This window comes from Delftia sp. Cs1-4, from assembly GCF_000214395.1.
In the GTDB taxonomy this organism is placed as follows: Bacteria; Pseudomonadota; Gammaproteobacteria; order Burkholderiales; family Burkholderiaceae_C; genus Comamonas; species Comamonas acidovorans.
Genome location: NC_015563.1, coordinates 4,832,487 through 4,852,848, shown reverse-complemented (window position 1 = coordinate 4,852,848; position 20,362 = coordinate 4,832,487). Strand labels below are relative to the sequence as shown.

The 20,362-nt window shown below is 68.4% G+C and carries 16 protein-coding genes; 4 read left to right on the top strand and 12 right to left on the bottom strand.

Annotated features, from left to right (window positions below; genetic code table 11):
• Positions 1-16 precede the first annotated feature (16 nt).
• From DELCS14_RS21245 to DELCS14_RS21235, 3 genes are all read right to left on the bottom strand, one after another.
• Positions 17-463 (bottom strand): GatB/YqeY domain-containing protein, encoded by a 447-nt coding sequence (locus tag DELCS14_RS21245; RefSeq protein ID WP_012204282.1) that lies wholly within the window; start codon positions 461-463, stop codon positions 17-19.
• 128 nt (positions 464-591) lie between these two features.
• Entirely contained in the window at positions 592-804 is a 213-nt protein-coding gene (rpsU, locus tag DELCS14_RS21240) for a 30S ribosomal protein S21 (RefSeq protein ID WP_012204283.1), read from the bottom strand.
• 165 nt (positions 805-969) lie between these two features.
• Entirely contained in the window at positions 970-2,190 is a 1,221-nt protein-coding gene (locus DELCS14_RS21235) for an NAD(P)/FAD-dependent oxidoreductase (RefSeq protein WP_013803480.1), read from the bottom strand.
• 69 nt (positions 2,191-2,259) lie between these two features.
• On the opposite strand from DELCS14_RS21235, the gene DELCS14_RS21230 reads away from it, so the two are divergent.
• Complete coding sequence (locus DELCS14_RS21230) at positions 2,260-2,763, top strand: acyl-CoA thioesterase (RefSeq protein WP_013803479.1); 504 nt, start codon at positions 2,260-2,262, stop codon at positions 2,761-2,763.
• Here DELCS14_RS21230 and DELCS14_RS21225 read toward each other — a convergent pair.
• The 5 genes from DELCS14_RS21225 to DELCS14_RS21205 form a co-directional block, all read right to left on the bottom strand.
• Positions 2,750-5,791 carry a transporter substrate-binding domain-containing protein gene (locus DELCS14_RS21225; protein ID WP_013803478.1) on the bottom strand — a complete coding sequence of 1,014 codons (3,042 nt, stop codon included), beginning with the start codon at positions 5,789-5,791 and terminating at the stop codon, positions 2,750-2,752. The genes DELCS14_RS21230 and DELCS14_RS21225 overlap by 14 nt on opposite strands.
• A gap of 149 nt (positions 5,792-5,940) precedes the next feature.
• On the bottom strand, positions 5,941-6,753 hold the full coding sequence (gene cobA / locus DELCS14_RS21220; protein ID WP_013803477.1) for a uroporphyrinogen-III C-methyltransferase: 813 nt from the start codon (positions 6,751-6,753) through the stop codon (positions 5,941-5,943).
• A 27-nt stretch (positions 6,754-6,780) separates the two neighbouring features.
• Entirely contained in the window at positions 6,781-7,695 is a 915-nt protein-coding gene (gene ybiB, locus DELCS14_RS21215) for a DNA-binding protein YbiB (RefSeq protein ID WP_013803476.1), read from the bottom strand.
• A 98-nt stretch (positions 7,696-7,793) separates the two neighbouring features.
• Positions 7,794-10,631, bottom strand: a complete 2,838-nt coding sequence (locus tag DELCS14_RS21210; protein ID WP_013803475.1) for a nitrate reductase — start codon at positions 10,629-10,631, stop codon at positions 7,794-7,796.
• A 50-nt stretch (positions 10,632-10,681) separates the two neighbouring features.
• On the bottom strand, positions 10,682-11,962 hold the full coding sequence (locus DELCS14_RS21205; protein ID WP_013803474.1) for an FAD-dependent oxidoreductase: 1,281 nt from the start codon (positions 11,960-11,962) through the stop codon (positions 10,682-10,684).
• A gap of 413 nt (positions 11,963-12,375) precedes the next feature.
• Between DELCS14_RS21205 and DELCS14_RS21200 the strand changes: the two genes are divergently transcribed.
• The 3 genes from DELCS14_RS21200 to DELCS14_RS21190 all read left to right on the top strand — a co-directional run bounded on the left by DELCS14_RS21200 (position 12,376) and on the right by DELCS14_RS21190 (position 15,622).
• Positions 12,376-14,115 (top strand): PAS domain-containing methyl-accepting chemotaxis protein, encoded by a 1,740-nt coding sequence (locus DELCS14_RS21200; protein WP_013803473.1) that lies wholly within the window; start codon positions 12,376-12,378, stop codon positions 14,113-14,115.
• A 130-nt stretch (positions 14,116-14,245) separates the two neighbouring features.
• A complete protein-coding gene (locus tag DELCS14_RS21195) occupies positions 14,246-14,899 on the top strand; it encodes a DUF937 domain-containing protein (RefSeq protein WP_012204293.1) in 654 nt (217 codons plus the stop codon).
• A 282-nt stretch (positions 14,900-15,181) separates the two neighbouring features.
• Positions 15,182-15,622 carry a CBS domain-containing protein gene (locus DELCS14_RS21190; protein WP_012204294.1) on the top strand — a complete coding sequence of 147 codons (441 nt, stop codon included), beginning with the start codon at positions 15,182-15,184 and terminating at the stop codon, positions 15,620-15,622.
• 60 nt (positions 15,623-15,682) lie between these two features.
• Here the strand turns inward: DELCS14_RS21190 and DELCS14_RS21185 are convergent, their stop codons facing one another.
• The 4 genes from DELCS14_RS21185 to DELCS14_RS21170 all read right to left on the bottom strand — a co-directional run bounded on the left by DELCS14_RS21185 (position 15,683) and on the right by DELCS14_RS21170 (position 20,317).
• Positions 15,683-16,489, bottom strand: a complete 807-nt coding sequence (locus tag DELCS14_RS21185; RefSeq protein WP_013803472.1) for an ABC transporter ATP-binding protein — start codon at positions 16,487-16,489, stop codon at positions 15,683-15,685.
• A complete protein-coding gene (gene ntrB / locus DELCS14_RS21180; RefSeq protein ID WP_013803471.1) occupies positions 16,486-17,421 on the bottom strand; it encodes a nitrate ABC transporter permease in 936 nt (311 codons plus the stop codon). The genes DELCS14_RS21185 and ntrB overlap by 4 nt, the downstream gene beginning before the upstream one ends.
• Positions 17,422-17,461: 40 nt before the next feature.
• A complete protein-coding gene (locus DELCS14_RS21175; protein WP_012204297.1) occupies positions 17,462-18,742 on the bottom strand; it encodes a CmpA/NrtA family ABC transporter substrate-binding protein in 1,281 nt (426 codons plus the stop codon).
• A 309-nt stretch (positions 18,743-19,051) separates the two neighbouring features.
• Positions 19,052-20,317, bottom strand: a complete 1,266-nt coding sequence (locus tag DELCS14_RS21170; RefSeq protein ID WP_013803470.1) for a nitrate regulatory protein — start codon at positions 20,315-20,317, stop codon at positions 19,052-19,054.
• Positions 20,318-20,362 lie beyond the last annotated feature (45 nt).

Here is a 20,362-nt window from a genome sequence, read left to right as displayed (position 1 = left end):
TGCTGCCGCAGCAGGCTCAACCTGCCAGGGCGGCCTTGACGGCAGCGGACACCTGGCCCATGTCGGCCTTGCCAGCCAGTTGCGCCTTGACCGCGCCCATGACCTTGCCCATGTCGCCGGGGCCGGAGGCGCCCAGCTCGGCCACGATGGCCTTCACGGCGGTGGCCACTTCCTCGGCCGACATGCGTGCGGGCAGGTAGGCGGTCAGCACGGCCATTTCGGCCTTTTCCTTGTCGGCCAGGTCCTGGCGGCCCGCGCCCTCGAAGGCGGCAATGCTGTCCTTGCGCTGCTTGATCAGCTTGTCCACGATGGCGATGACGGCGGCGTCGTCGAGCTCGACGCGCTCATCGACTTCCTTTTGCTTCATCGCGGCCAACAGCAGGCGGATGGTGCCCAGGCGTTCGCTGTCCTTGGCGCGCATGGCGGTCTTCATGTCTTCGGTGATCTGGGCCTTGAGGCTCATGGCATTTCTCCTGAGGTAGTGGCGTCGGAAAACAAAAACCAAAAAACAAAAACAAAAACAAAAAACCCGCGCCTGGCGTCCCGAGCGCGGGTTTTGCGGCTGACGAGAGCCGGCTGGTCAAGGGCTGATCAGTACAGCTTCTTGGGCAACTGCATGCTGCGAACGCGCTTGTAGTGACGCTTGACGGCGGCAGCCTTCTTGCGCTTGCGTTCGGATGTGGGCTTCTCGTAGAACTCGCGAGCGCGCAGGTCGGTCAGCAGGCCGAGCTTTTCGATGGTGCGCTTGAAGCGGCGCAGGGCAACTTCATAGGGCTCGTTTTCTTTTACGCGGATGGTGGTCATTAGCTAGATTTCCAGATATCTGTGCTGACAGCGGGTTCTCGGGAAGATCGGGCCTGAGAGCCATGTTCAGCGGTTGGTCCCCGTCAATAGTTAACTAGTATTGGCCGACGGGGCAATTGCCAGCAAAGCGGGCGATTATACGCGAGACGAAAGCGATCTGACAAATCACGCACAAGGCAAGGCCTGCGCGCAGGCATACCCGCTGGCCCAGGCCCATTGGAAGTTGTATCCGCCCAGCCAGCCGGTGATGTCCACCACTTCGCCGATGCAGTACAGGCCGGGCTGGGTCTTGCATTCCATGGTCTGTTGCGAAAGCGCACGCGTGTCCACGCCGCCCAGCGTCACTTCGGCCTTCTTGTAGCCTTCGGTGCCGGTGGGCACGATCTCCCAGCGCGACAGGCGCTCGGCCAGCTGGTTCAGGGCCTTGTCCGAGGCTTCGGCAATGGGGCGCTGCCAGGCCGCGTCCTGCTGCACCCAGGCATCGGCCAGGCGCGAGGGCAGCCACTGCGCCAGTTCGTTGGCGATGAGCTTGCGCGAGCGCGACTTGGCCTTGAGCAATTCGTCCTGCAGGTCCACCTCGGGGGCGAGGTTGATGCACAGGGGCGTGCCGGGCTTCCAGTAGCTCGAGATCTGCAGCACGGCGGGGCCGGACAGGCCGCGGTGCGTGAACAGCAGGTCTTCCATGAAGGCCATGCGCTCTTTCTTGCTGCCGGTGCTGATCTCCACGGGCAGGGCCAGGCCCGCGAGCTGGGCATAGGGGGCCCAGGCGTCGCCATCGAAGGTCAGCGGCACCAGGCCCGGCGTGCGCTCGACCAGGGGCAGGTCGAACTGCTGGGCCAGGCGGTAGCCGAAGTCGGTGGCGCCGATCTTGGGAATGGACAGCCCGCCCGTGGCGATGACCAGGCTGGGCGCCTGCACGGCGCCACGGCTGGTCTGCAGGCGGTACTGGCCATCCGCATGCGCGACGGAATCGACCTTGCAGGGCTGCCAGCGCTGCACGCCGCCGGCCTGGCATTCGGCCAGCAGCATGGCGATGATGTCCTCGGCCGAGCGGTCGGCGAACAGCTGGCCCTTGTGCTTTTCATGGTGGGCAATGCCGTGCCTGTCCATCAGCGCGATGAAGTCGGCCGGCGTGTAGCGCGACAGGGCCGAGCGGCAGAACTGCGGGTTGCCGCCCACGAAGTGCTTGTGCGGCGCACGCACGTCCAGGTCGCGGTTGGTGAAGTTGCAACGGCCGCCGCCCGAGATGCGGATCTTCTCGGCCACCTTCTCCGCGTGGTCCAGGAGCAGCACCGACAGGCCACGCTGTCCGGCCTGGGCCGCACAGAACAGACCGGCCGCGCCAGCGCCGATGACGATGGCGTCGAAAGAGAGGGAAGAGGTCACAAAAACGTCACTCGGGGGGCAAAAGGGCGCCCATTCTCGCGCAATGGCGCTTTTTCCTAAAATCCAGCGATGAATTTCCCATCGCACCAGCTGAGCATGACCGTGCTCATGTCGCCCGACATGGCGAACTTTTCGGGCAACGTCCATGGCGGCGCCGTTCTCAAGCAGCTCGACCAGGTGGCCTATGCCTGCGCCAGCCGCTACGCGGGCCGCTATGTGGTCACGCTGAGCGTGGACCAGGTGATGTTCCTGCAGCCCATCCACGTGGGCGAGCTGGTGACCTTCCTGGCCAGCGTCAACCACACGGGCAAGTCGTCGATGGAGATCGGCATCAAGGTGGTGGCCGAGGACATCCGCACCCAGGTGGTGCGCCATGTCAACAGCTGCTTTTTCACCATGGTGGCGGTGGACGAGAACAAGCAGCCTGCGCCCGTGCCCACGCTGGTGCCGGCCACCGACGAGGAAAAGCGCCGCTGGCAGGCCGCGCTGATCCGCAAGGACCTGCGCCGCGAGCTGGCCCAGCGCTTCGAGCAAAGCCGCGTGACGGCCAGCAGCTCGGTCAAGCCGGGCTGAGCGTGGAGGGTTCGGCGGGTGGCCGATGCCAGGTGCCGGGTGCGCTGCCCTGCAACTCGTCCCGCACCTGCTCGATGACGCGCCTGAGGTCTTCCATGGAGGCCGGCTTGGACAGCACCTCGTCGGCACCGGCCTGCAGATAGCGCAGGGCCTCGGAGGCCTCGGGACTGGCGGTCAGCGCAATCACGCGGCAGCGGCGCAGCTGGTTTTCGGCTTCCCGCCGACGCAGGCGCCGGATGAACTCGAAGCCGTCCATGATCGGCATGCGGCCGTCGGTGATGATGAGGTCAAAGGACTCGACCAGGCAACGCGCCCAGGCCTCCTGTCCATCGCCGGCCAGCGAGATGCCCTGGCCCAGCGCGGTGAGCTGGCTCTTGAGCAGCTCGCGATTGAACATATAGTCTTCCACGGCCAGGATTCTGAGTTCCGGCTCGGCCGGGACTTCGGGCTGGGGCCCGGTGCCTGTATCGGCCTTTGCACGCAGCTCCAGGGGCGCGGGCATGAGCCGGGGCAATACTTCTTCGGCCGACGGCCTGTCGTCCGGCTCCACCAGGGGCAGGCTCAACCTGACCGTGAAGCGTGAGCCCCGGCCCGGCACGCTCTCCAGGGTGATGGTCCCACCCATGTGCTCCAGCAGGCGGCGCGTGATGCTCAGGCCCAGGCCGCTGCCGAAGGCCTGGTCCTGATGGGCTCCCGGCACCTGCGAAAAGGGCTTGAACAGCCGGGCCTGGTCCTGCGGGGCAATGCCGATGCCGGTGTCCTCCACCTCCATCTGCAGCAGCAGGCGGTCATGGCGGCGGGTGCCTTGCGCGCTCAGGGTGACGCTGCCGCGTTCGGTGAATTTGATGGCATTGCTCAGCAGGTTGAACAGCACCTGTTTGAGGTGCAGCGGGTCGGCCGTCACGCTGTGGTCCACGCCCTTGCCAACCTGGGTGCGCAGCGACAGCCGCTTGCCGTGCGCCAGGCCCTGCAGCAGCGGGGCCATGTCTTCGATCAGCGGCCGCAGCGCCACGGGCTGGGGCGTGGAGTCGATGTGGCCCGACTCGATGCGGTGCAGGTCCAGCACATTGCCCAGCAGCAGCAGCATGCCCTGGGAGGCCTTGTGGGCCGCGGCCAGCGTATCGCGGTGGGGCAGGCCGAGTTTTTCGCGGTCCTGCGCCAGCTCCAGCAGGCCGATGATGGCGCTCAGCGGCGTGCGTATCTCGTGGCTGGTGGTGGACAGGAACAGGCTTTTGGCCCGGTTGGCGGCCTCGGCGCGCCGCTCGGCACGGCGCGTCCTGCGCATCTGGCGGCTCAGGTAAAAGCCCCAGACCAGGGAGGTGGCCGTGGCCAGCGCCAGCGCTGCCAGCAGCAGCAGCAGGCGCTGGCGGTGCTCGCGCCAAAAGCGCGTGCCGCTGCCGCTATCGCGCGGCGCCCACAGGCGCACGATTTCGGCCATTTCTTCGGGTGAGATGGACAGCTGGGCCTTCTCCAGAATGCTCAGAAGCTCGGGCTCGGCGGCATGCACGGCCAGGCTCACGGGGCGGGTGTAGTCCTCCAGGATGCCGGTGAGCTGCAACTGGTTGCCCAATTGCTGGGCGTTGGCATAGCGCGCTGCGTAGTCGTTGCCGACGAAGGCATCGCTGTCATCGGCCGCCACGCTGGCCAGGGCCTGGGCCAGGTCGGGATACAGCTGCAGCCGTATGCGCGGATGCTCGCGGCGCACCGTGTCTTCCAGGAAGAAGCCAGCCACCATGGCCACGCGCTTGCCCTCCAGTCCCTGCAGGTGGTGTATGCCCTTGTCGCGCTGTGTGCCCGCATTCGCCTCGGGCCGGGCCAGCACCACCACCGCGCTGCGCAGGTAGGGCGGCAGCAGCTTGATATCGGGCGATGCAATCGGCGGCGAGGTGTAGACGGGGGTGAGCAGGGCCTTGCCCGAGCCCAGAATGGCCTCGAGTTCGGTGTAGTTGCGTGCGGTCACGTAGTCGAACTGCAGGCCGGAGCGGTGGCTGATCAGGTCCAGGTAGTCGGGTCCTATGCCCTCGGCCTGGCGGTCGGCATTCAGCTTTCCCAGCGATCCCAGCGAGCTGTTGAGCACCACGGGAATGCGGGGATGGGCATCCAGCCACTGCTTTTCCGAGGGTGTCAGGGCCACGCGGTCGCTTCCCAGCAGCGGACGGCGGCTGCCGCTCCAGCTGTGCAGAATGTCGTCGCCATGCTGCAAGGTGATGGCGGGCAGGGCCTGGTCCAGATAGGCCTTCAACTGCGTATCGTCATGCCGCACCAGCATGCCGAAGCCCCGGCTTTCTATGGGGGCAAAGCCCTGCACGCGCAGGTTGAGCAGGTAGTTGGCCTGGATCAGGTAGTGCACCGTGACCGTGTCGCCGACGAAGCCGTCGATCTCGCCCAGGCTCAGCGCCTCCAGCGCGCGGCGGGGTGTTTCATAGGTCAGCAGCTCGCTGAGAGGATAGGCGGCCGCAACCTGGGAGCGCAACAGCTGGTCGGACGTCATGGCCAGCCGCGCGCCCCGGCGCTCCGCGTCGAAGGGCGCATGCGAGAGCGACACCAGCACGGGCTGGCTGGGCAGGTAGGGCACGCTCAGGGCCAGGTCGGCGCGTTCGGCCTCCAGCTCGGTGCCCTCGCAGGCCAGGTCGATCTCGCCGCGCCGCAGCGCATCGAGCACGGCCACGCGCGATCCATAGGTCTTGAAGCGCACCGGCGCGGGAAACAGCAGGCCCAGGTGGTCGGCCGTGATGCCCTGGAAGCGCTCGCCATCGATCATTTCCAGGGGAGGATGGTCGGGCAGGGAAATGCCCACGGTCAGCGGCCCGCGCGCCTGCAGCCACTGGCGGTGCGCGGGCGTGAGCCAGGGTTTTGCACCGGCCGTGACGCGCGTGGCCAGCACCATTTCGGCGCCTGCAGCCAGGCCGGGCATGAGCAGGGCCATGCCAAGCGCGCAGCCGGCCAGCAGCGGCGACCACGTGCGCCGCCATGCGGACAGCCGTATCTGCGCAGCTGTGGAAGTGAAAGTAAGGCCTGGTGTTTTCATGGAATCCCCCGATGGCGCTACCGCCGCCTGGCGGAGCTGACGGTCTGCCAAAACGGTCTAAACGCCGTTTCGGCAGCCAACAGGGGATTTTTAATGAAAACTAATGACTTTTATGAATCGATAGATTTTTGATTGCAGCAATCTCGCACTCAGGCGGCTGCAACCGCAGCGGTAAGCTGCGTCTGAGGTTCGGCCATTGCCCGTACGCCATGGACCACATCGCCAACGACGATGACGCTGGGGCTGCCCAGGCCCGTGTCGGCAATGCACTCCACCAGCGCGCCCAGCGTGGTCAGCGCGTGGCGCTGCTGTGGCAGGCTGGCGTGCTGGATCACGGCCACGGGCGTGGCTGCGGGCAGGCCATTGAGCAGCTCGGCGCGGATGTGCTCCACGCTGCTCACGCCCATGTAGATCACCAGGGTGAGCCGCGCATCGCGCGCGGTGGCGGCCAGCTGGCGCCAGTCAGTGCCGCTGTCGCCGGGCTTGGCGTGGCCCGTGATGAAGACCACGCCGTGCGCCCGGTCGCGGTGCGTGAGCGGGGCGCCCAGGCTGGTGAGCCCGGCCAGGCCAGCGGTGATGCCGTTGATGACCTGGACCTCGACGCCCGCTTCGCGCAGGTGCTCCACCTCTTCGCCGCCGCGCCCGAAGATGAAGGGGTCGCCGCCCTTCAGGCGCACCACGGTCTCGCCCTCCTGCACGGCGCTCAACATGAGCTTTTCGATGAAGGCCTGAGGCGTACTCTTGCAGCCGCCGCGCTTGCCCACGTAGACGATGCGCGCCGTGGGCGCGGCATGGGCCACGATGGCGTCGCTGACCAGGTCATCGACCAGCAGCACAGTGGCAGCCTGTATGGCCTTGAGGGCCTTGATGGTCAGCAGCTCCGGGTCGCCGGGGCCGGCGCCGACCAGGGTGCAGGTGCCGCGCCGGGCGGTGTTCGCGGGGGTGTGGGACGGGGTCGTCATGGCGGGGCTCCGTTTTTTCTGGGGTATTCAGCGAATCTGATCGGCAAGGTGGACGATGTGTTCCACCTGGCGTATGAGCGCGGGCGGCACGGGCAGCCGGCCCGCGAGCACGTCTTCGGTGTAGCGCGCCGTGGTGTCCACGTCGATCTCGGCGGGCAGGCCCGGCACGTCGGAGGCGGTGCCGCTTTGCTGCTCGGCCAGCAGCTGGTGGGCGCCTGCCACAAAGCCGTCGTAGCGCGGCAGCCGGCGCGGGTCGGCCGCGACCTCGCCTTCCAGCCCGCGCGAGAGCAGGACATTCATGCCCAGTGTCCCGAAGGTGCCGTGCAGCATGGGCAGGTACTCGGGATGGGTGTAGGCCGTCACCAGCAGGCAGGGGCCGTCGCAGGGCGCCAGCAGCTTGACCACGCTGTGGCCCGGGTTGCGCAGGCCGATGACCTCGCGCACGGACAGCAGGCGCGCCAGGGCCGGGTGCAGATGTTCGGTATGGATATGGGCCACCTGGCCGCCGGCCAGGGCCTGGGGAGATGGCAGCGGCGCAATGCCCAGGGCCTGCAGCACATCGCTGGCCAGGATGCGGCGCGCCTCGGTGCGCATGCCGTGCAGCAGCACGGGCAGGCCTTCGCGCGCCAGCAGCAGGGCCAGCAGGGGCGTGAGCACGGGCAGGCGGCGCGCGCCGTTGTAGCTGGGCAGCACGATCACGGGGCGGCCATTGGCCGAGGCGGGAAAACGGGCGACGCGCGCATGCACGGCGTCCAGGAAGCCGCTCATCTCCTCGACGGTCTCGCCCTTGATGCGCATGGCGATGCAAAAGGCCCCGATCTCCAGGTCGCTGACGCCGCCGTCCAGCACCTGGCCGAACAGGTCGGCCGCCTGCGGGCGCTCCAGCGCCTTGGCTCCGCGTGCGCCGCGGCCTATTTCCTTGATGTATTGGCTGATGCCCATGGCGTTGCAATCGTGGGTGGAATCCTGTGGGGGCATATTTTCCCGCAGGTTTCATTACTTTTCGCTATATATGCAAACCCGTTGTTCAATCGCCTCTTTCATGCGGTCTCCTGGCTCTTCGCCAGGGGTATGTGGCGCACCAGACGCTTGAGCTCGGGCAGGCAGGAGCCGCAATTGGTGCCGCAGCGCAACTGGCCCTGCAGCGCGGCCAGGCGCGCGTCGTCGCTGCCCTCGCAGCGCGCAAGCGCGCCTGCGATGGCGGTCTCGTCCACATCGAAGCAGGTACAGACCTGGCGCGCACGCGGCTGGACGGCCAGCGGCGCCGAGCCCGAGGGCATGAGCAGCAGGCGGCCATAGTCCTGTGCCGGCACCTGGTCCTGCAGCAGGGTGGACAGCCAGCTGCCCGCGCGCGTGTCGCCCGCCAGCAGCAGGGCCTCGACCGTGGTGGACAGGCTGTGGCGGTCCAGCCGCAGCGCGCGGCTGTGCTGGCGGCGGCGGTCGCTGTAGCGCAGGGTGTCGGCGGCATCCAGGCCCAGCAGGGATTCGATCCGTGCGAGGACGGCCTCGCCCGGCGCCTCATGCGCGGCGGCGCGCAGCAGCACGCCGTGCCGGGCCCGGGCGGCGTCCTGCAGCGGGACGGCATTGCCGAAGGGCACGCAGCTGGCAAAGCCGAAGTGCGGCATGAGGGCGGACAACTGCTCGCGCACGGCCAGCACCCGGTCCTCGGGCAGCCAGGCCATGGCCAGCAGGGTCCAGGGCAGTTCGGCCTTTTGCAGCTTCACGGCCGTGTGCTTGAGTTCGGGCTGCTTGGAGCCGGGGCACAAGGCCGGTGTGGTCAGGACGTTGATGCCGCCCATTGAAGTGCCGCCCAGGTACTCGCCGCCCCAGTGCATGGCCATGAAGAGCTGGGAGGGCGTCAGCGTGTCATCGGGCTGCACCGGCACCAGCAGGGCGCCGCGCCGGCTGCTCATCTGCACCAGGTCGCCCGCGCGCAGGCCGCGCTCGGCCATGTCCCGCGGGTGCATTTGCAGGCAGGGCTCGGCCGCATGGCCGAACAAACGGCCCAGCTGGCCCGTGCGGCTCATGCCGTGCCACTGGTCGCGCAGCCGGCCCGTGGTCAGGCTGAAGGGATAGTGCGCATCGGGCGGCTCGGCCAGCGGCTGCCAGGGCAGCAGGGCAAAGCGTGCGCGGCCATCGGGCGTGGGAAAGCGGCCGTCTTCGTAGAGCCGTGCGCGGCCCTGGGCTGCGCCTTCGGGCAGCGGCCATTGCTGGGGGCCTTGCGCGTCCAGCAGATCCCAGGACAGGCCGGTGATGTCCAGGTCACGCCCGCGCGTGCTCTCGCGGTGCTCGTTCCAGATGGCCTGGGCGCCGGCAGCGGCGTCTTCGGTGTCGTAGGGGAAGAGGCTGGGCCGGCCCGGGCGCAGCCGTGCCTCCATGCGCCGCGCGCAGTCCACGGCAATGCGCCAGTCATGGCGCGCGGCGCCGGGTGCGGCCACGGCGGGGCGCACGCGCGAGATGCGCCTTTCGCTGTTGGTCACCGTGCCGATCTTCTCGCCCCAGGTGGTGGCGGGCAGCAGCAGGTCGGCGTAGGCGCAGGTGGCGGTGGTCGCAAATGCCTCCTGCACGATGACGAATTCGGCCCGCTGCAGCGCGCGCCGCACCAGGGCCTGGTCGGGCATGCTTTGCGCAGGGTTGGTGCAGGCTATCCACAGCGCGCGGATCTCGCCCTCGGCGGCGGCCTCGAACATCTCCACGGCGGTCTTGCCGGGGCGGGGCGGCACGGCATCCACGCCCCACAGTGCGGCCACTTCGGCGCGGTGGGCCGGGTTGGCCAGGTCGCGGTGGGCCGACAGCAGATTGGCCAGCCCGCCCACCTCGCGCCCGCCCATGGCATTGGGCTGGCCCGTGAGCGAGAACGGCCCCGCGCCCGCGCGCCCGATCTGGCCCGTGGCCAGGTGCAGGCCGATCAGCGCGGCGTTCTTGGCCGTGCCGTTGCTGCTCTGGTTCAGGCCCTGGCAGTACAGGCTCAGCGTGGCGCCACGGGCGGCGCCGTCGCGTGCATCCCCGCCCAGCGCAAACCATTGCGCGGCCTGGAACAGATCGTGCCGGGGCAGGCCGCAGAGCTCGCCCACGCGCTCGGGCGTGGCCTCCCGCACCAGGGCCTGCAGGTCGGCAAAGCCGCTGGTGTGGCGTGCGATGTAGGCCTGGTCCAGCCAGCCTTCCAGTTCCATGATGTGCAGCATGCCGTGGAACAGCAGGGTGTCGCTGCCGGGGCGCAGCGGCAGGAAGAGGTCGGCCATGCCGGCCGTGTCGGTGCGGCGCGGGTCGGCCACGATGATCTTCATCTGCGGCCGCGCGGCACGCGCCTGCTCGATGCGCCGCGTGAGCACGGGATGCGCCCAGGCCGCGTTGCTGCCCGCGATGAAAAGGCAGTCCGCATGGTCCACATCCTCGTAGCAGGCCGGTGGCGCGTCGGCGCCCAGCGTGAGCTTGTAGCCGGCCACGGCGCTGCTCATGCACAGGCGCGAATTGGTGTCGATGTTGTTGGTGCCGATCAGGCCCTTGGCCAGCTTGTTGAAGACGTAGTAGTCCTCGGTCAGCAACTGGCCGCTCACATACAGGCCCACGGCGTCGGGGCCGTGCTCCTGCACGATGGAGGCCAGCCTGCCGGCGGCCAGGTCCAGTGCGGCATCCCAGCCCACATCCTGGGGCGCCGCGCCGCGCGTGGCACGCAGCGCGGGCTGCAGCAGCCGCGTCTGCTGTGCCAGGGCGGGCGAGGCCGTCAGGTGCAGGGTGCTGCCCTTGGTGCACAGGCGGCCGTGGTTGGCGGGGTGCGCCGGATCGCCACGCACGCCCGTGATGCGCGCACCATCGCTTTCGATGAGGACGCCGCAGCCTACGCCGCAATAGGGGCAGGTGGATCGGGTTTCTTGCATGGTGGGCCTGGGGTGGATGAGGGAAGGGCAGGGCACGGGGGCGGGCGCCGTCACGCGCCGCTGGCCGGGTCGGCCTGGCTGGCCTTGCTGGCTTGGCTGGCTTGGCTGGCTTGACTTTCGCCGAACATGAGGCGGTCGCGCAGTTCCTGCACTGCCACGCCATCGCGCAACAGGCGGAAGTACCAGCCACCGTCCTCGGTGTCGCCATACAGGCAGGCGCCGACCAGCCTGTCACCGCGCAGCACAAGCTTGCGGTATACGCCCGCGCCGGGGTCGCTGAGCACGATTTCCTCCGTGCCCTCGTCGCCGCGGAAGTCGCCCGCGCTGAATAGATGGATGCCCGTGACCTTGAGCTTGGCCGAGGTCTGCGAGCCCGGATAGCGGCCGATGCCCATCTCCGCCAGGTGGTTGGCCAGCACCTTGCCCTGCTCGAACAGCGGCGCCACCAGCCCGTAGGCCACGCCCCGGTGCGCCGCGCACTCGCCCACGGCGTAGATGCGCGGGTCGGTCACGGTCTGCAGCGTGTCGCTGACCACGATGCCGCGCTGCACGTGCAGGTGCATCTGCTCGGCCAGCGTGGTCTCGGGCCGGATGCCCACGGCCATGACCACCAGCGAGGCCGGTGCCTCGCGCCCGTCCTGCAGGTGCACGCAGGCCACGCGGCCCTGGCCGTCGCCCGTCAGCGCCCGGGTCTGGGCCTGCATCAGAAAGCGCATGCCGCGCTCGGCCAGCGAGGCCTGCAGCAAGGCGGCGGCGGTCTCGTCCAGCTGGCGGTCCAGCAGGCGCTCGCCCGCATGCACCACGGTAACGTCCATGCCGCGCTTCATGAGTCCGTTGGCGGCCTCCAGGCCCAGCAGGCCGCCGCCGATGACCACGGCATGGCGGTGGCTGGCGGCCGCCGCGATCATGGCCTGGGTGTCGGCAATGTCGCGGTAGCCCAGCACGCCTTCCAGCTCGCGCCCGGGCACGGGCAGCATGAAGGGGCGCGAGCCCGTGGCCAGGATCAGCCGGTCGTACTCGGCGCTCACCGGCTGTCCGGCCGCGTCCACGGCGTGCACCACGCGGCGCGCCCGGTCGACTGCGTGCACGCGGCAGCCCGCATGCAGGGTAATGCCGTGCTGCGCATACCAGGACCAGTCGTTGAGGATGATCTCGTCCAGCTGCTGCTCGCCCGCCAGCACGGGCGACAGCATGATGCGGTTGTAGTTGGGGTGGGGCTCGGCCCCGAATACCGTGATCTCGTAGAGGTCGGGCGCGATCTTGAGCAGCTCCTCCAGCGTGCGCACGCCGGCCATGCCGTTGCCCACCATCACCAGCCTGGATTTTTTCATCGTGCCCCCGTTGCGGTTCGGAAAACAAAAAAGGCGTCCCCACGCTGCGCGGCCGATGGCTGCGCGCGGGGTGACGCCTTTGTCCGGGCCGTGGCACGTCGTTGCGCCTGGCCCTGCGGCCCTTCATGGCCACGCCCGGGAATTAGCAAGCTGCGTGCCAGGCCTGCTGCCCTGTGGCGACTGATCGCCCCGGGGACGCGAGCCCGCGCGGCCGTGCCAGGCTGGTGCGCCGCATGCATCAAAGCGGTGCGCGTGCTATCGATACGGTCCTATCAGATGTCTGAATCCAATGGAGATTTTGTTTTTATTTGTTTCAAATGTGGCGGTTCGGGGTAAAAACTTTGAACTCCGGCCAGCGGCTCGCTGGACCGGATGGGGCACGCAGGATTTTTCTTCTTCAAGGGAGGATGCCTATGAGAGTGAATCTGCCGGTCAGTACGCGCGAGTACTCGTTTCCCAAGGGCCAGACCCTGGTCTCCACCACGGACCTGAAGGGCCGCATCCTCTACTGCAACCCGATGTTCATCGAGGTCAGCGGCTACGAGCGCGAAGACCTGCTGGGCCAGCCCCACAACATGATCCGCCACCCCGACATGCCCGAGGAAGCCTTCCGCGACATGTGGGAGACCATCTCGGCGGGCCTGCCCTGGTCCGCCCCCGTGAAGAACCGGCGCAAGAACGGCGACTTCTACTGGGTCATGGCCAATGTCACCCCGCTGATGGATGGCGACCGGCCCTCGGGCTACATGTCGGTGCGCACCGAGGCCACGCGCGAGCAGACCGATGCGGCCGAGCGCCTCTACGCCACCATGCGCGCAGAAAAGGACGCCGGGCGCCGGGTCCACGTGCTGCGTGCCGGCCACCTGCTGCGCAACAACCTGCGCGGCCGCTTGGCCAACGCATTGAGCCTGGGCCTGGCCGGCAAGCTGGTGCTGATCTTCTTCATGGTGGTGGCGGCGGCCTTTGGCGCGGCGCTGGCCGGTGGGCATACGCTGGACGCATGGTCTGCGCTGGCCTGGCTGGCGGTCTGCATCTTCACGGGCCTGGCCGGGGCCTGGGCCTACCGGCTGACCGTGGCGCCGCTGGCGCAGATGGTGCTGCTGGCCAACCGCCTGGCGGCCGGCGACCTGACGCAGACCATACGCATCACGCGCAAGGACGTGGTGGGCGATCTGCAGAAGGCGCTGAGCCAGCTCAACGTGAACCTGCTGTCCATCGTGCGCGATGCGCGCGAGGAAAGCGACAAGATGCAGATCTCCAGCCGGGAAATCGCGCAGGGCAACCATGACCTGTCCGCGCGCACCGAAACCCAGGCGGGCAACCTGCAGCAGACGGCGGCCTCCATGGAGGAGATCACGGGCACCGTCAAGCACACGGCCGACTCGGCCCGCCAGGCCACGGACCTGGCCGCCCAGGCCAGCGAGGTGGCCGAACGCAGCAGCGGCGCCGTCGATGGCGTGGCCGCCACCATGAAGCAGATCCAGGCCGCGTCGGGGCGCATCGGCGAGATCACGCAGCTCATCGACTCCATCGCCTTCCAGACCAATATCCTGGCGCTGAACGCTGCGGTGGAGGCCGCGCGCGCAGGCGACCAGGGCCGGGGCTTTGCGGTCGTGGCGGCCGAGGTGCGCAGCCTCTCGCAGCGCACGCTGGCGGCGGCCAAGGAGATCCGCGAGCTCATCGACGACTCCGCCGCCAAGGTGCTGGACGGCAACCAGAGGACCGAGGTGGCGCAGAAGACCATGATCGAATCGCTGGATCTGGTGCGGCGCGTGAGCCTGCTGATCGGCGAGATCCACAGCGCCTCCAGCGAGCAGCTCAGCGGCATCTCGCAGGTCAACGCGGCCGTGGCGCATCTGGACAGCATCACGCAGCAGAATGCGGCCCTGGTCGAGCAGAACGCGGCATCCGCCATGGCCCTGCAGGCCCAGGCGCAGACCGTGTCGGAAACCGTGCAGGTGTTCCGGCTGGACGCCACGGGCCGCTCGCCTGCCGCGGCGGGCGATGCCGTGGCCCTGCGCCGCTCCATGAAGGCCCAGGCACAGAGCCCGGCAGGCGGCCAGGCACGCAGCCAGACACGCAGCCAGGTGCAGAGCCCACCACAGATGCGGCAGGCGCGCGCGCAGCCGCAGAGGGTGCTGACCACGAGCTGACCCCTGCGGGGGCCTGCGGCCGCTGGAAAACATCGTTGACACTTGGACGTGGCACCGTCATGTGCGCTGCGCAGGCTTGCGCATACCATGTGGCTTTGTGTTGACCGGGCGACCGGATGAAGGAACGACCATGAACTCCAGCTCTTCCCTGGCCGCCGAACTGATGGCCCAACTGCAGGGCGCGCCCATGCAGCAGATGGCGGACCAGATCGGCGCCAGCCCCGCCCAGACCGAAAGCGCCGTGGGCGCGGCCCTGCCCGTGCTGCTGGCCTCGCTGGGCCGCAATGCGGCCGATCCGCAGGGCGCGGCCAATCTCTTCGGCGCTCTGCAGCGCGACCATGGCGCGGCCAGCGGCGGCGGCGCCGGTGGCCTGGACCTCGGCGGCCTGCTGGGCTCGCTGCTGGGCGGCGGCGCAGGTGCGGGCGGCAATGCAGGTGGCGGGCTCGATGGCGCGGCCATCCTGGGCCACATCCTGGGCGGCAACCAGCAGCGCGCTCAGGACGGACTGGGCCAGGCCACGGGCCTGGGCAGCGGCGGCGCGGCCCAGCTGCTGCAGCTGCTGGCCCCCATCGTCATGTCCTTTCTTGCACAGCGCGTGAGCGCAGGCGGCATGGACGCCGGCGGCCTGGGCCAGGTGCTGGGCCGCGAGCATGCGCAGGCGCAGCAGCAGGGCGGCCTGGGTGGTGGTTTGCTGGGCAGCCTGCTCGATCAGGATGGCGACGGCCAGGTAGGTCTCAGCGATCTGATGAAGATTGGTGGCAGCCTGCTGGGCGGCCGCCGCTGAAATGATGCAACACCCCCTGAGCCGCTTCGCGGCTTCCCCCTCTCTCGCTTCGCGGGAGGGGGACGACGCCGTCGCTGCGAGGCGGCTCTTGCTCGGCGTCTCTCGCTTAGGTAGCGCCAGTCGTATGAGCTGCAGGCGGCTCTATTGCAGGACCAACGGATAGGTTGGGATCAGGGTAACGGGCAGGGCCGGTGCGTGTGCATACACGCGCTGGCCCTGTTGCTTTTTGGGCGCAGTTCGGATGACACTAGAACCGAATTGGCGAACGACTGAAAGGCACCCATGACAGCAGTTGCAGACATTCTCAAGTCCAAGGCCAGCGGCGCGGTGTACAGCATCGCGCCTACCGATTCCGTGCTCGACGCGCTGCGGCTCATGGCCGACAAGGGCATTGGCGCCCTGCTCGTGATGGAGGGCAGCGAGATCGCAGGCATCGTCACCGAGCGCGACTACGCGCGCAAGATCGCGCTGCTGGGGCGCACTTCGGGCGCCACCCTGGTGCGCGACGTGATGACGCGCGACGTGCTCTTCGTCGGCCCCACCCAGACCACGCAGGAATGCATGGCGGTGATGACCGAGAACCGGCTGCGCCACCTGCCCGTGGTGGACGAGGGCGGCAAGCTGCTGGGCCTGATCTCCATCGGAGACCTGGTCAAGGACATCATCTCCGAGCAGAAGTTCATCATCGAGCAGCTGGAGCACTACATCTCGGGCCGGCACTGAGCCGGGGCTCGGCCTGCCCGCCATGGACAGGGTCTCGAAGGCGGCAGGACCTGCGAAGGTTCAGGCCGCCTTTTCCACATGCCCCTGGCGTGTGTAGAGGAAGTCGATCACCGCCTTGCGGCACTCGCGGTAGCGGTCATCCTCGGCCAGCGCCACGCGGTTGCGCGGCCGGGCGATGCCGACTTCCAGCACCTCGCCGATGGTGGCTGCCGGGCCGTTGGTCATCATCACGATCTTGTCTGACAGCAGCACGGCCTCGTCCACATCGTGCGTGACCATGACCACGGTGCTTTGCGTGCGCGCCACGATCTCCAGCAGCTCGTCCTGGAGCTTGGCGCGCGTGAGCGCATCTAGCGCGCCGAAGGGCTCGTCCATCAGCAGCACCTGCGGCTCCATCGACAGCGCGCGCGCAATGCCCACGCGCTGCTTCATGCCGCCCGAGATTTCGCCGGGCCGCTTGTGCGCGGCATGGGCCAGGCCCACCAGCTCCAGCGCGGCCAGGGTGCGTGCCTTGAGCTGGGCGCGGCTTTCCGTGCGGCCATAGACGCGCTCCACGGCCAGGTGGATGTTGCCCTCGCAGGTCAGCCAGGGCAGCAGAGAGTGGTTCTGGAAGACCACGGCGCGCTCGGGCCCGGGGCCCTTGATCTCCTTGTTGGCGCACAGCAGCACGCCCGTGGTGGGCGTGGTCAGGCCCGCGATCAGGTTCAGCAGGGTGGACTTGCCGCAGCCCGAGTGGCCGATCAGCGAGACGAATTCGCCCCGCGCAATGGTCAGGTCGATATTGCGCAGCGCTGGAAACAGGCCCTTGGCGGTCTTGAAGCTCTGCTCCACGCCCTGGACCTCGATGAACTTGGACGATGCATTCATGCCTTCACCTCTTCGAACGTAAATGCCGTTGCCAGCTTGACCAGGGCCATCTCCAGCAGCAGGCCCACGATGCCGATCACGAAGATCGCGATGATGATGTTCTTGACGTTGAGGTTGTTCCACTCGTCCCAGACCCAGAAGCCGATGCCCACGCCGCCGGTGAGCATCTCGGCCGCGACGATGACCAGCCAGGCCGTGCCCACGGCCAGACGCACGCCGGTCAGCATGTAGGGCAGCACGGCGGGGAACAGGATGGTGGTGGCGATCTTCCATTCGCTGAGGTTGAGCACGCGCGCCACGTTCATGTAGTCCTGGGGCACGCGCTGCACGCCCACGGCGGTGTTGATGAGCATGGGCCAGATCGAGCAGATGAAGATGGTCCAGATGGCCGCCGGGTTGGCGCCCTTGAAGACCAGCAGGCCGATGGGCAGCCAGGCCAGCGGCGACACCGGGCGCAGCAGGCTGATCAGCGGGTTGAACATGCGCGACAGGAAGTTGAAGCGCCCGATCACGAAGCCGGCCGGAATGCCGACCAGGGCCGCCAGGCCGAAGCCCACGGCCACGCGCTGCAGCGAGGCCAGCACATTCCAGCCCACGCCCTGGTCATTGGGGCCGTTGCGGTAGAACGGGTCGCTGAAAATCTCCACCGCCTGGTGCCAGGTCGCCAGGGGCCCCGGAATGCTCTGGCCCGAGCCCGCGGCCACCAGGGACCACACGCCCACCAGCAAACCCAAGCCGCACAGCGGCGGCAGCACGGCCAGCCAGAAGGCTCGCGAGAGCGCTGCCCAGTCGCGCGGGGCGGCGGGTGCCCGGGCCTGGGTGGCCGGCGCGGCTGGAGCAGCGGGCCCTGAGACCTGCGCGGAGATCGGTGTGGAAGCGGCTGCCGGCGCGGCAGCGGATTCGGCCGGGAAGTGGAAGACGGCGCTGACCATGGTGTGTTCCTCTGTGGGGTGGGGCTTCAAAGGGGATCTCTCAGGCCTTGATGGCAAAGCTGTCTGCGTACTTGCGCGGGTCCTTGCCGTCCCAGACCGTGCCATCCATGAGCTTGCTGCTGCGCATCTCCGCCTTGGGCAGCGGGGCCTTGGCGGCGGTGGCGGCCTGCTGGTAGATGTCCAGGCGGTTGATGGAGCGGGCCACGCCCAGGTAGTCGGGGTGGTCCTTGAGCAGGCCCCAGCGCTTGTGCTGGGTCAGGAACCACATGCCGTCGGACAGGTAGGGGTAGCCCACGCTGCCGTCGCCGTAGAACTTCATGTGGTTGGGGTCGTCCCAGGTCTTGCCCATGCCGTCCTGGTAGCGGCCCAGGATGCGCTGGTTGATGGCGTCCACGCCGGTGTTCACATAGGCCTTGCCGGCGATGGTCTCGGCCATGCGGGTCTTGTTGGCCAGGCTCTCGTCGATCCAGCGGCTGGCCTCGATGATGGCCGCCGTCACGGCGCGTGCCGTGTTGGGGTTCTGGCGTGCGAACTCGGCCGTGGTGCCCAGCACCTTTTCTGGGTGGTCCTGCCAGATGGACTGGGTGGTGGCGGCCGTGACGCCGATGCCGTCCATGATGGCGCGGTGGTTCCAGGGCTCGCCCACGCAAAAGCCGTCCATGTTGCCCACGCGCATATTGGCCACCATCTGCGGCGGCGGCACGGTGATGACCTTGGCATCCTTGAGCGGGTGGATGCCGTTGGCCGCCAGCCAGTAGTACAGCCACATGGCATGCGTGCCCGTGGGAAAGGTCTGGGCAAAGGTGTATTCGCGCTTTTCGCTGGCCATCAGCTTGGCCAGGCCCGCGCCATTGACGGCACCCTTGTCGGCCAGTTTCTTCGACAGCGATATGGCCTGGCCGTTGTGGTTGAGCGTCATCAGCACGGCCATGTCCTTCTTGGCGCCGCCCACGCCCAGGTGCACGCCGTAGACCAGGCCGTAGAGCACGTGGGCAAAGTCCAGCTCGCCGTTGACCAGCTTGTCGCGCACGCTGGCCCAGCTCGCTTCCTTGGAAGGAATGATCTTGACGCCGTACTTCTGATCGATCCCCAGCACCGAGGCCATGACCACGCTGGCGCAGTCGGTCAGCGGGATGAAGCCGATGCGCACCTCTTTCTTCTCTGGCGCATCCGAGCCGGCCGCCCAGGCGCCATGGTGGCCCAGCTGGGTGTAGAGCGCCGCACCGCCTGCCAGCGTGCCGGCCTGGCGCAGAAAGTCGCGCCGGGGCAGGGCCGGGCCGGCGGTGAGAGGGCCTGTGGTGGGCTTGGGGCTTGACGCCATGGCGGAACTCCTTCGATCGTCGGGAATGGAACACTTGCAAACGGGCCCTGTTCCAAGCAAAACGGCGTCCTCTCCAGCCGCGCTGCGCGGGGAAAGTGACGCCGTTGTCCTGGGGCCTTGAATCAAGACCGGGGTCCCGGCCGCCTTTGGCCGGGAGTTGCCAGAGTCAATGCAGAAAGCGTGCCAGGCCGTGTTCACAGGGGACCATGCCGTCCATCGGCCTTGCAGTCCTCGCCGGGCCACCTTCTGGTGCGTTCCATGGCACCAAGTCGGTGCTGCACTGCAGCATGGCTCGCACCGGCCCGGCGTTCAAGGCGCAGGCGGCAGGAGATCGGCCATGGAAAGCACGGCCTGCGCCACATCGGCCAGGCGGCGGTTCTGGTTCATGGCGGTCTGGCGCAGCAGCTTGTGGGCCTCGCCTTCGCTGAGCTGGCGCCGCGCCATCAGCAGGCCCTTGGCGCGTTCCAGCAGCTTGCGCTCCGTGAGCGTGGCGCGCACGGTCTCCAGCTCGGCCTGCATGGCCTGCAGGCGCTGCGACTGGTCCTGCACCAGGTCCATCACGGAACGGTCCAATTGCGGCCCCAGCCGTGCAGCCGGCGGCTGCAGCTCGCCCGGCGCCAGCGTGGCCGAGACCGGCGTGGTCGCCAAGGCCTGCGGCGCCTGCAGCAGCGTCTGCAGGGCGGCGCGGGCATCGGCAATGCGGTGCTGGCATTGCTGCTGCAGCTCGGCCGTCAGGCGGGCCTCGACGGTCTGCAGCGCGTCCATGCGCTGCGAGCAGTTGTCGAACCAGGGCTCGGCCATCTCCACGGACAAAGGCGCGCCCGCCGCGGCCGTGCAGCCCACGCGGCGCAGCCGCTCGATCACGGCCAGCGTGGCGTCGGCCCCGCTGCTTTCTTGCCACAGTGCCAGGGAATGGGGCGGAGCGAACTCCGCAAAGACCTGAAAGCAGCGCTCCTGCGAGGCGATCAGGTGCAGCCAGTGCTGCTGGCGCGGCGCATCGCTCACACCCGCGCCGAACGCCGCCACGCCCGTGGCGCGCTCCTGGCCCGCGAACTCCTTGCCCTGCATGAAGTTGAACAAGGCCACCAGCAGGCGCGAGATGCCGGGCTCGGGCGCGCTGTCCGCTGCCTCGAAGACCACGGCCAGCAGGCCGGCCACCAGATCGATATAGAGGGCCGTGGCCGCCTCCGGCGACAGCGTGCGGCTGGCGACGCGCTCGCGCAGCGCGGGCAAGGCGTCCAGGCACTGCAGCACATGGGCGATGCGGCTGAACAGCCGCGCGCCATGGCCGGGGTGGCCGGTGAGTCCCGCACCACCGGGCTGCATGTCCACCAGCTCGAAGCCGTCGCGCGCCGCAGCGGCCATGCGGTCGCACTCGGCCATCTGCGCCAGCCTGGCCGGGCCGCCGCGCGCGCCTGCGCTGGCCAGAAACACATTGGACAGGCCGCGCTCCTTTTGCAGCGCATGGATGAGGCGGCTGAGCAGATCCACCAGGGCGCTGGTGCGCTGCAGTTGCTCCAGCTCGCCGATTTCGCACTGCCGCGCGGCCACAAGAAAGTTGAGAGCGGTTTTCATGGGGGGCTTGGTCCTGTCTGCCTGCCTTGATGCAGTTTGCCTTGG

Coding starts and splice junctions, on each gene's coding strand:
- DELCS14_RS21200 (WP_013803473.1), top strand. CDS start 12,376: ATGAGAGTGAATCTGCCGGTCAGTACGCGCGAGTACTCGTTTCCCAAG.
- DELCS14_RS21205 (WP_013803474.1), bottom strand. CDS start 11,962: ATGAAAAAATCCAGGCTGGTGATGGTGGGCAACGGCATGGCCGGCGTG.
- DELCS14_RS21225 (WP_013803478.1), bottom strand. CDS start 5,791: ATGAAAACACCAGGCCTTACTTTCACTTCCACAGCTGCGCAGATACGG.
- DELCS14_RS21195 (WP_012204293.1), top strand. CDS start 14,246: ATGAACTCCAGCTCTTCCCTGGCCGCCGAACTGATGGCCCAACTGCAG.
- DELCS14_RS21245 (WP_012204282.1), bottom strand. CDS start 463: ATGAGCCTCAAGGCCCAGATCACCGAAGACATGAAGACCGCCATGCGC.
- cobA (WP_013803477.1), bottom strand. CDS start 6,753: ATGACGACCCCGTCCCACACCCCCGCGAACACCGCCCGGCGCGGCACC.
- DELCS14_RS21170 (WP_013803470.1), bottom strand. CDS start 20,317: ATGAAAACCGCTCTCAACTTTCTTGTGGCCGCGCGGCAGTGCGAAATC.
- ntrB (WP_013803471.1), bottom strand. CDS start 17,421: ATGGTCAGCGCCGTCTTCCACTTCCCGGCCGAATCCGCTGCCGCGCCG.
- DELCS14_RS21230 (WP_013803479.1), top strand. CDS start 2,260: ATGAATTTCCCATCGCACCAGCTGAGCATGACCGTGCTCATGTCGCCC.
- DELCS14_RS21185 (WP_013803472.1), bottom strand. CDS start 16,489: ATGAATGCATCGTCCAAGTTCATCGAGGTCCAGGGCGTGGAGCAGAGC.
- rpsU (WP_012204283.1), bottom strand. CDS start 804: ATGACCACCATCCGCGTAAAAGAAAACGAGCCCTATGAAGTTGCCCTG.
- ybiB (WP_013803476.1), bottom strand. CDS start 7,695: ATGGGCATCAGCCAATACATCAAGGAAATAGGCCGCGGCGCACGCGGA.
- DELCS14_RS21190 (WP_012204294.1), top strand. CDS start 15,182: ATGACAGCAGTTGCAGACATTCTCAAGTCCAAGGCCAGCGGCGCGGTG.
- DELCS14_RS21175 (WP_012204297.1), bottom strand. CDS start 18,742: ATGGCGTCAAGCCCCAAGCCCACCACAGGCCCTCTCACCGCCGGCCCG.
- DELCS14_RS21210 (WP_013803475.1), bottom strand. CDS start 10,631: ATGCAAGAAACCCGATCCACCTGCCCCTATTGCGGCGTAGGCTGCGGC.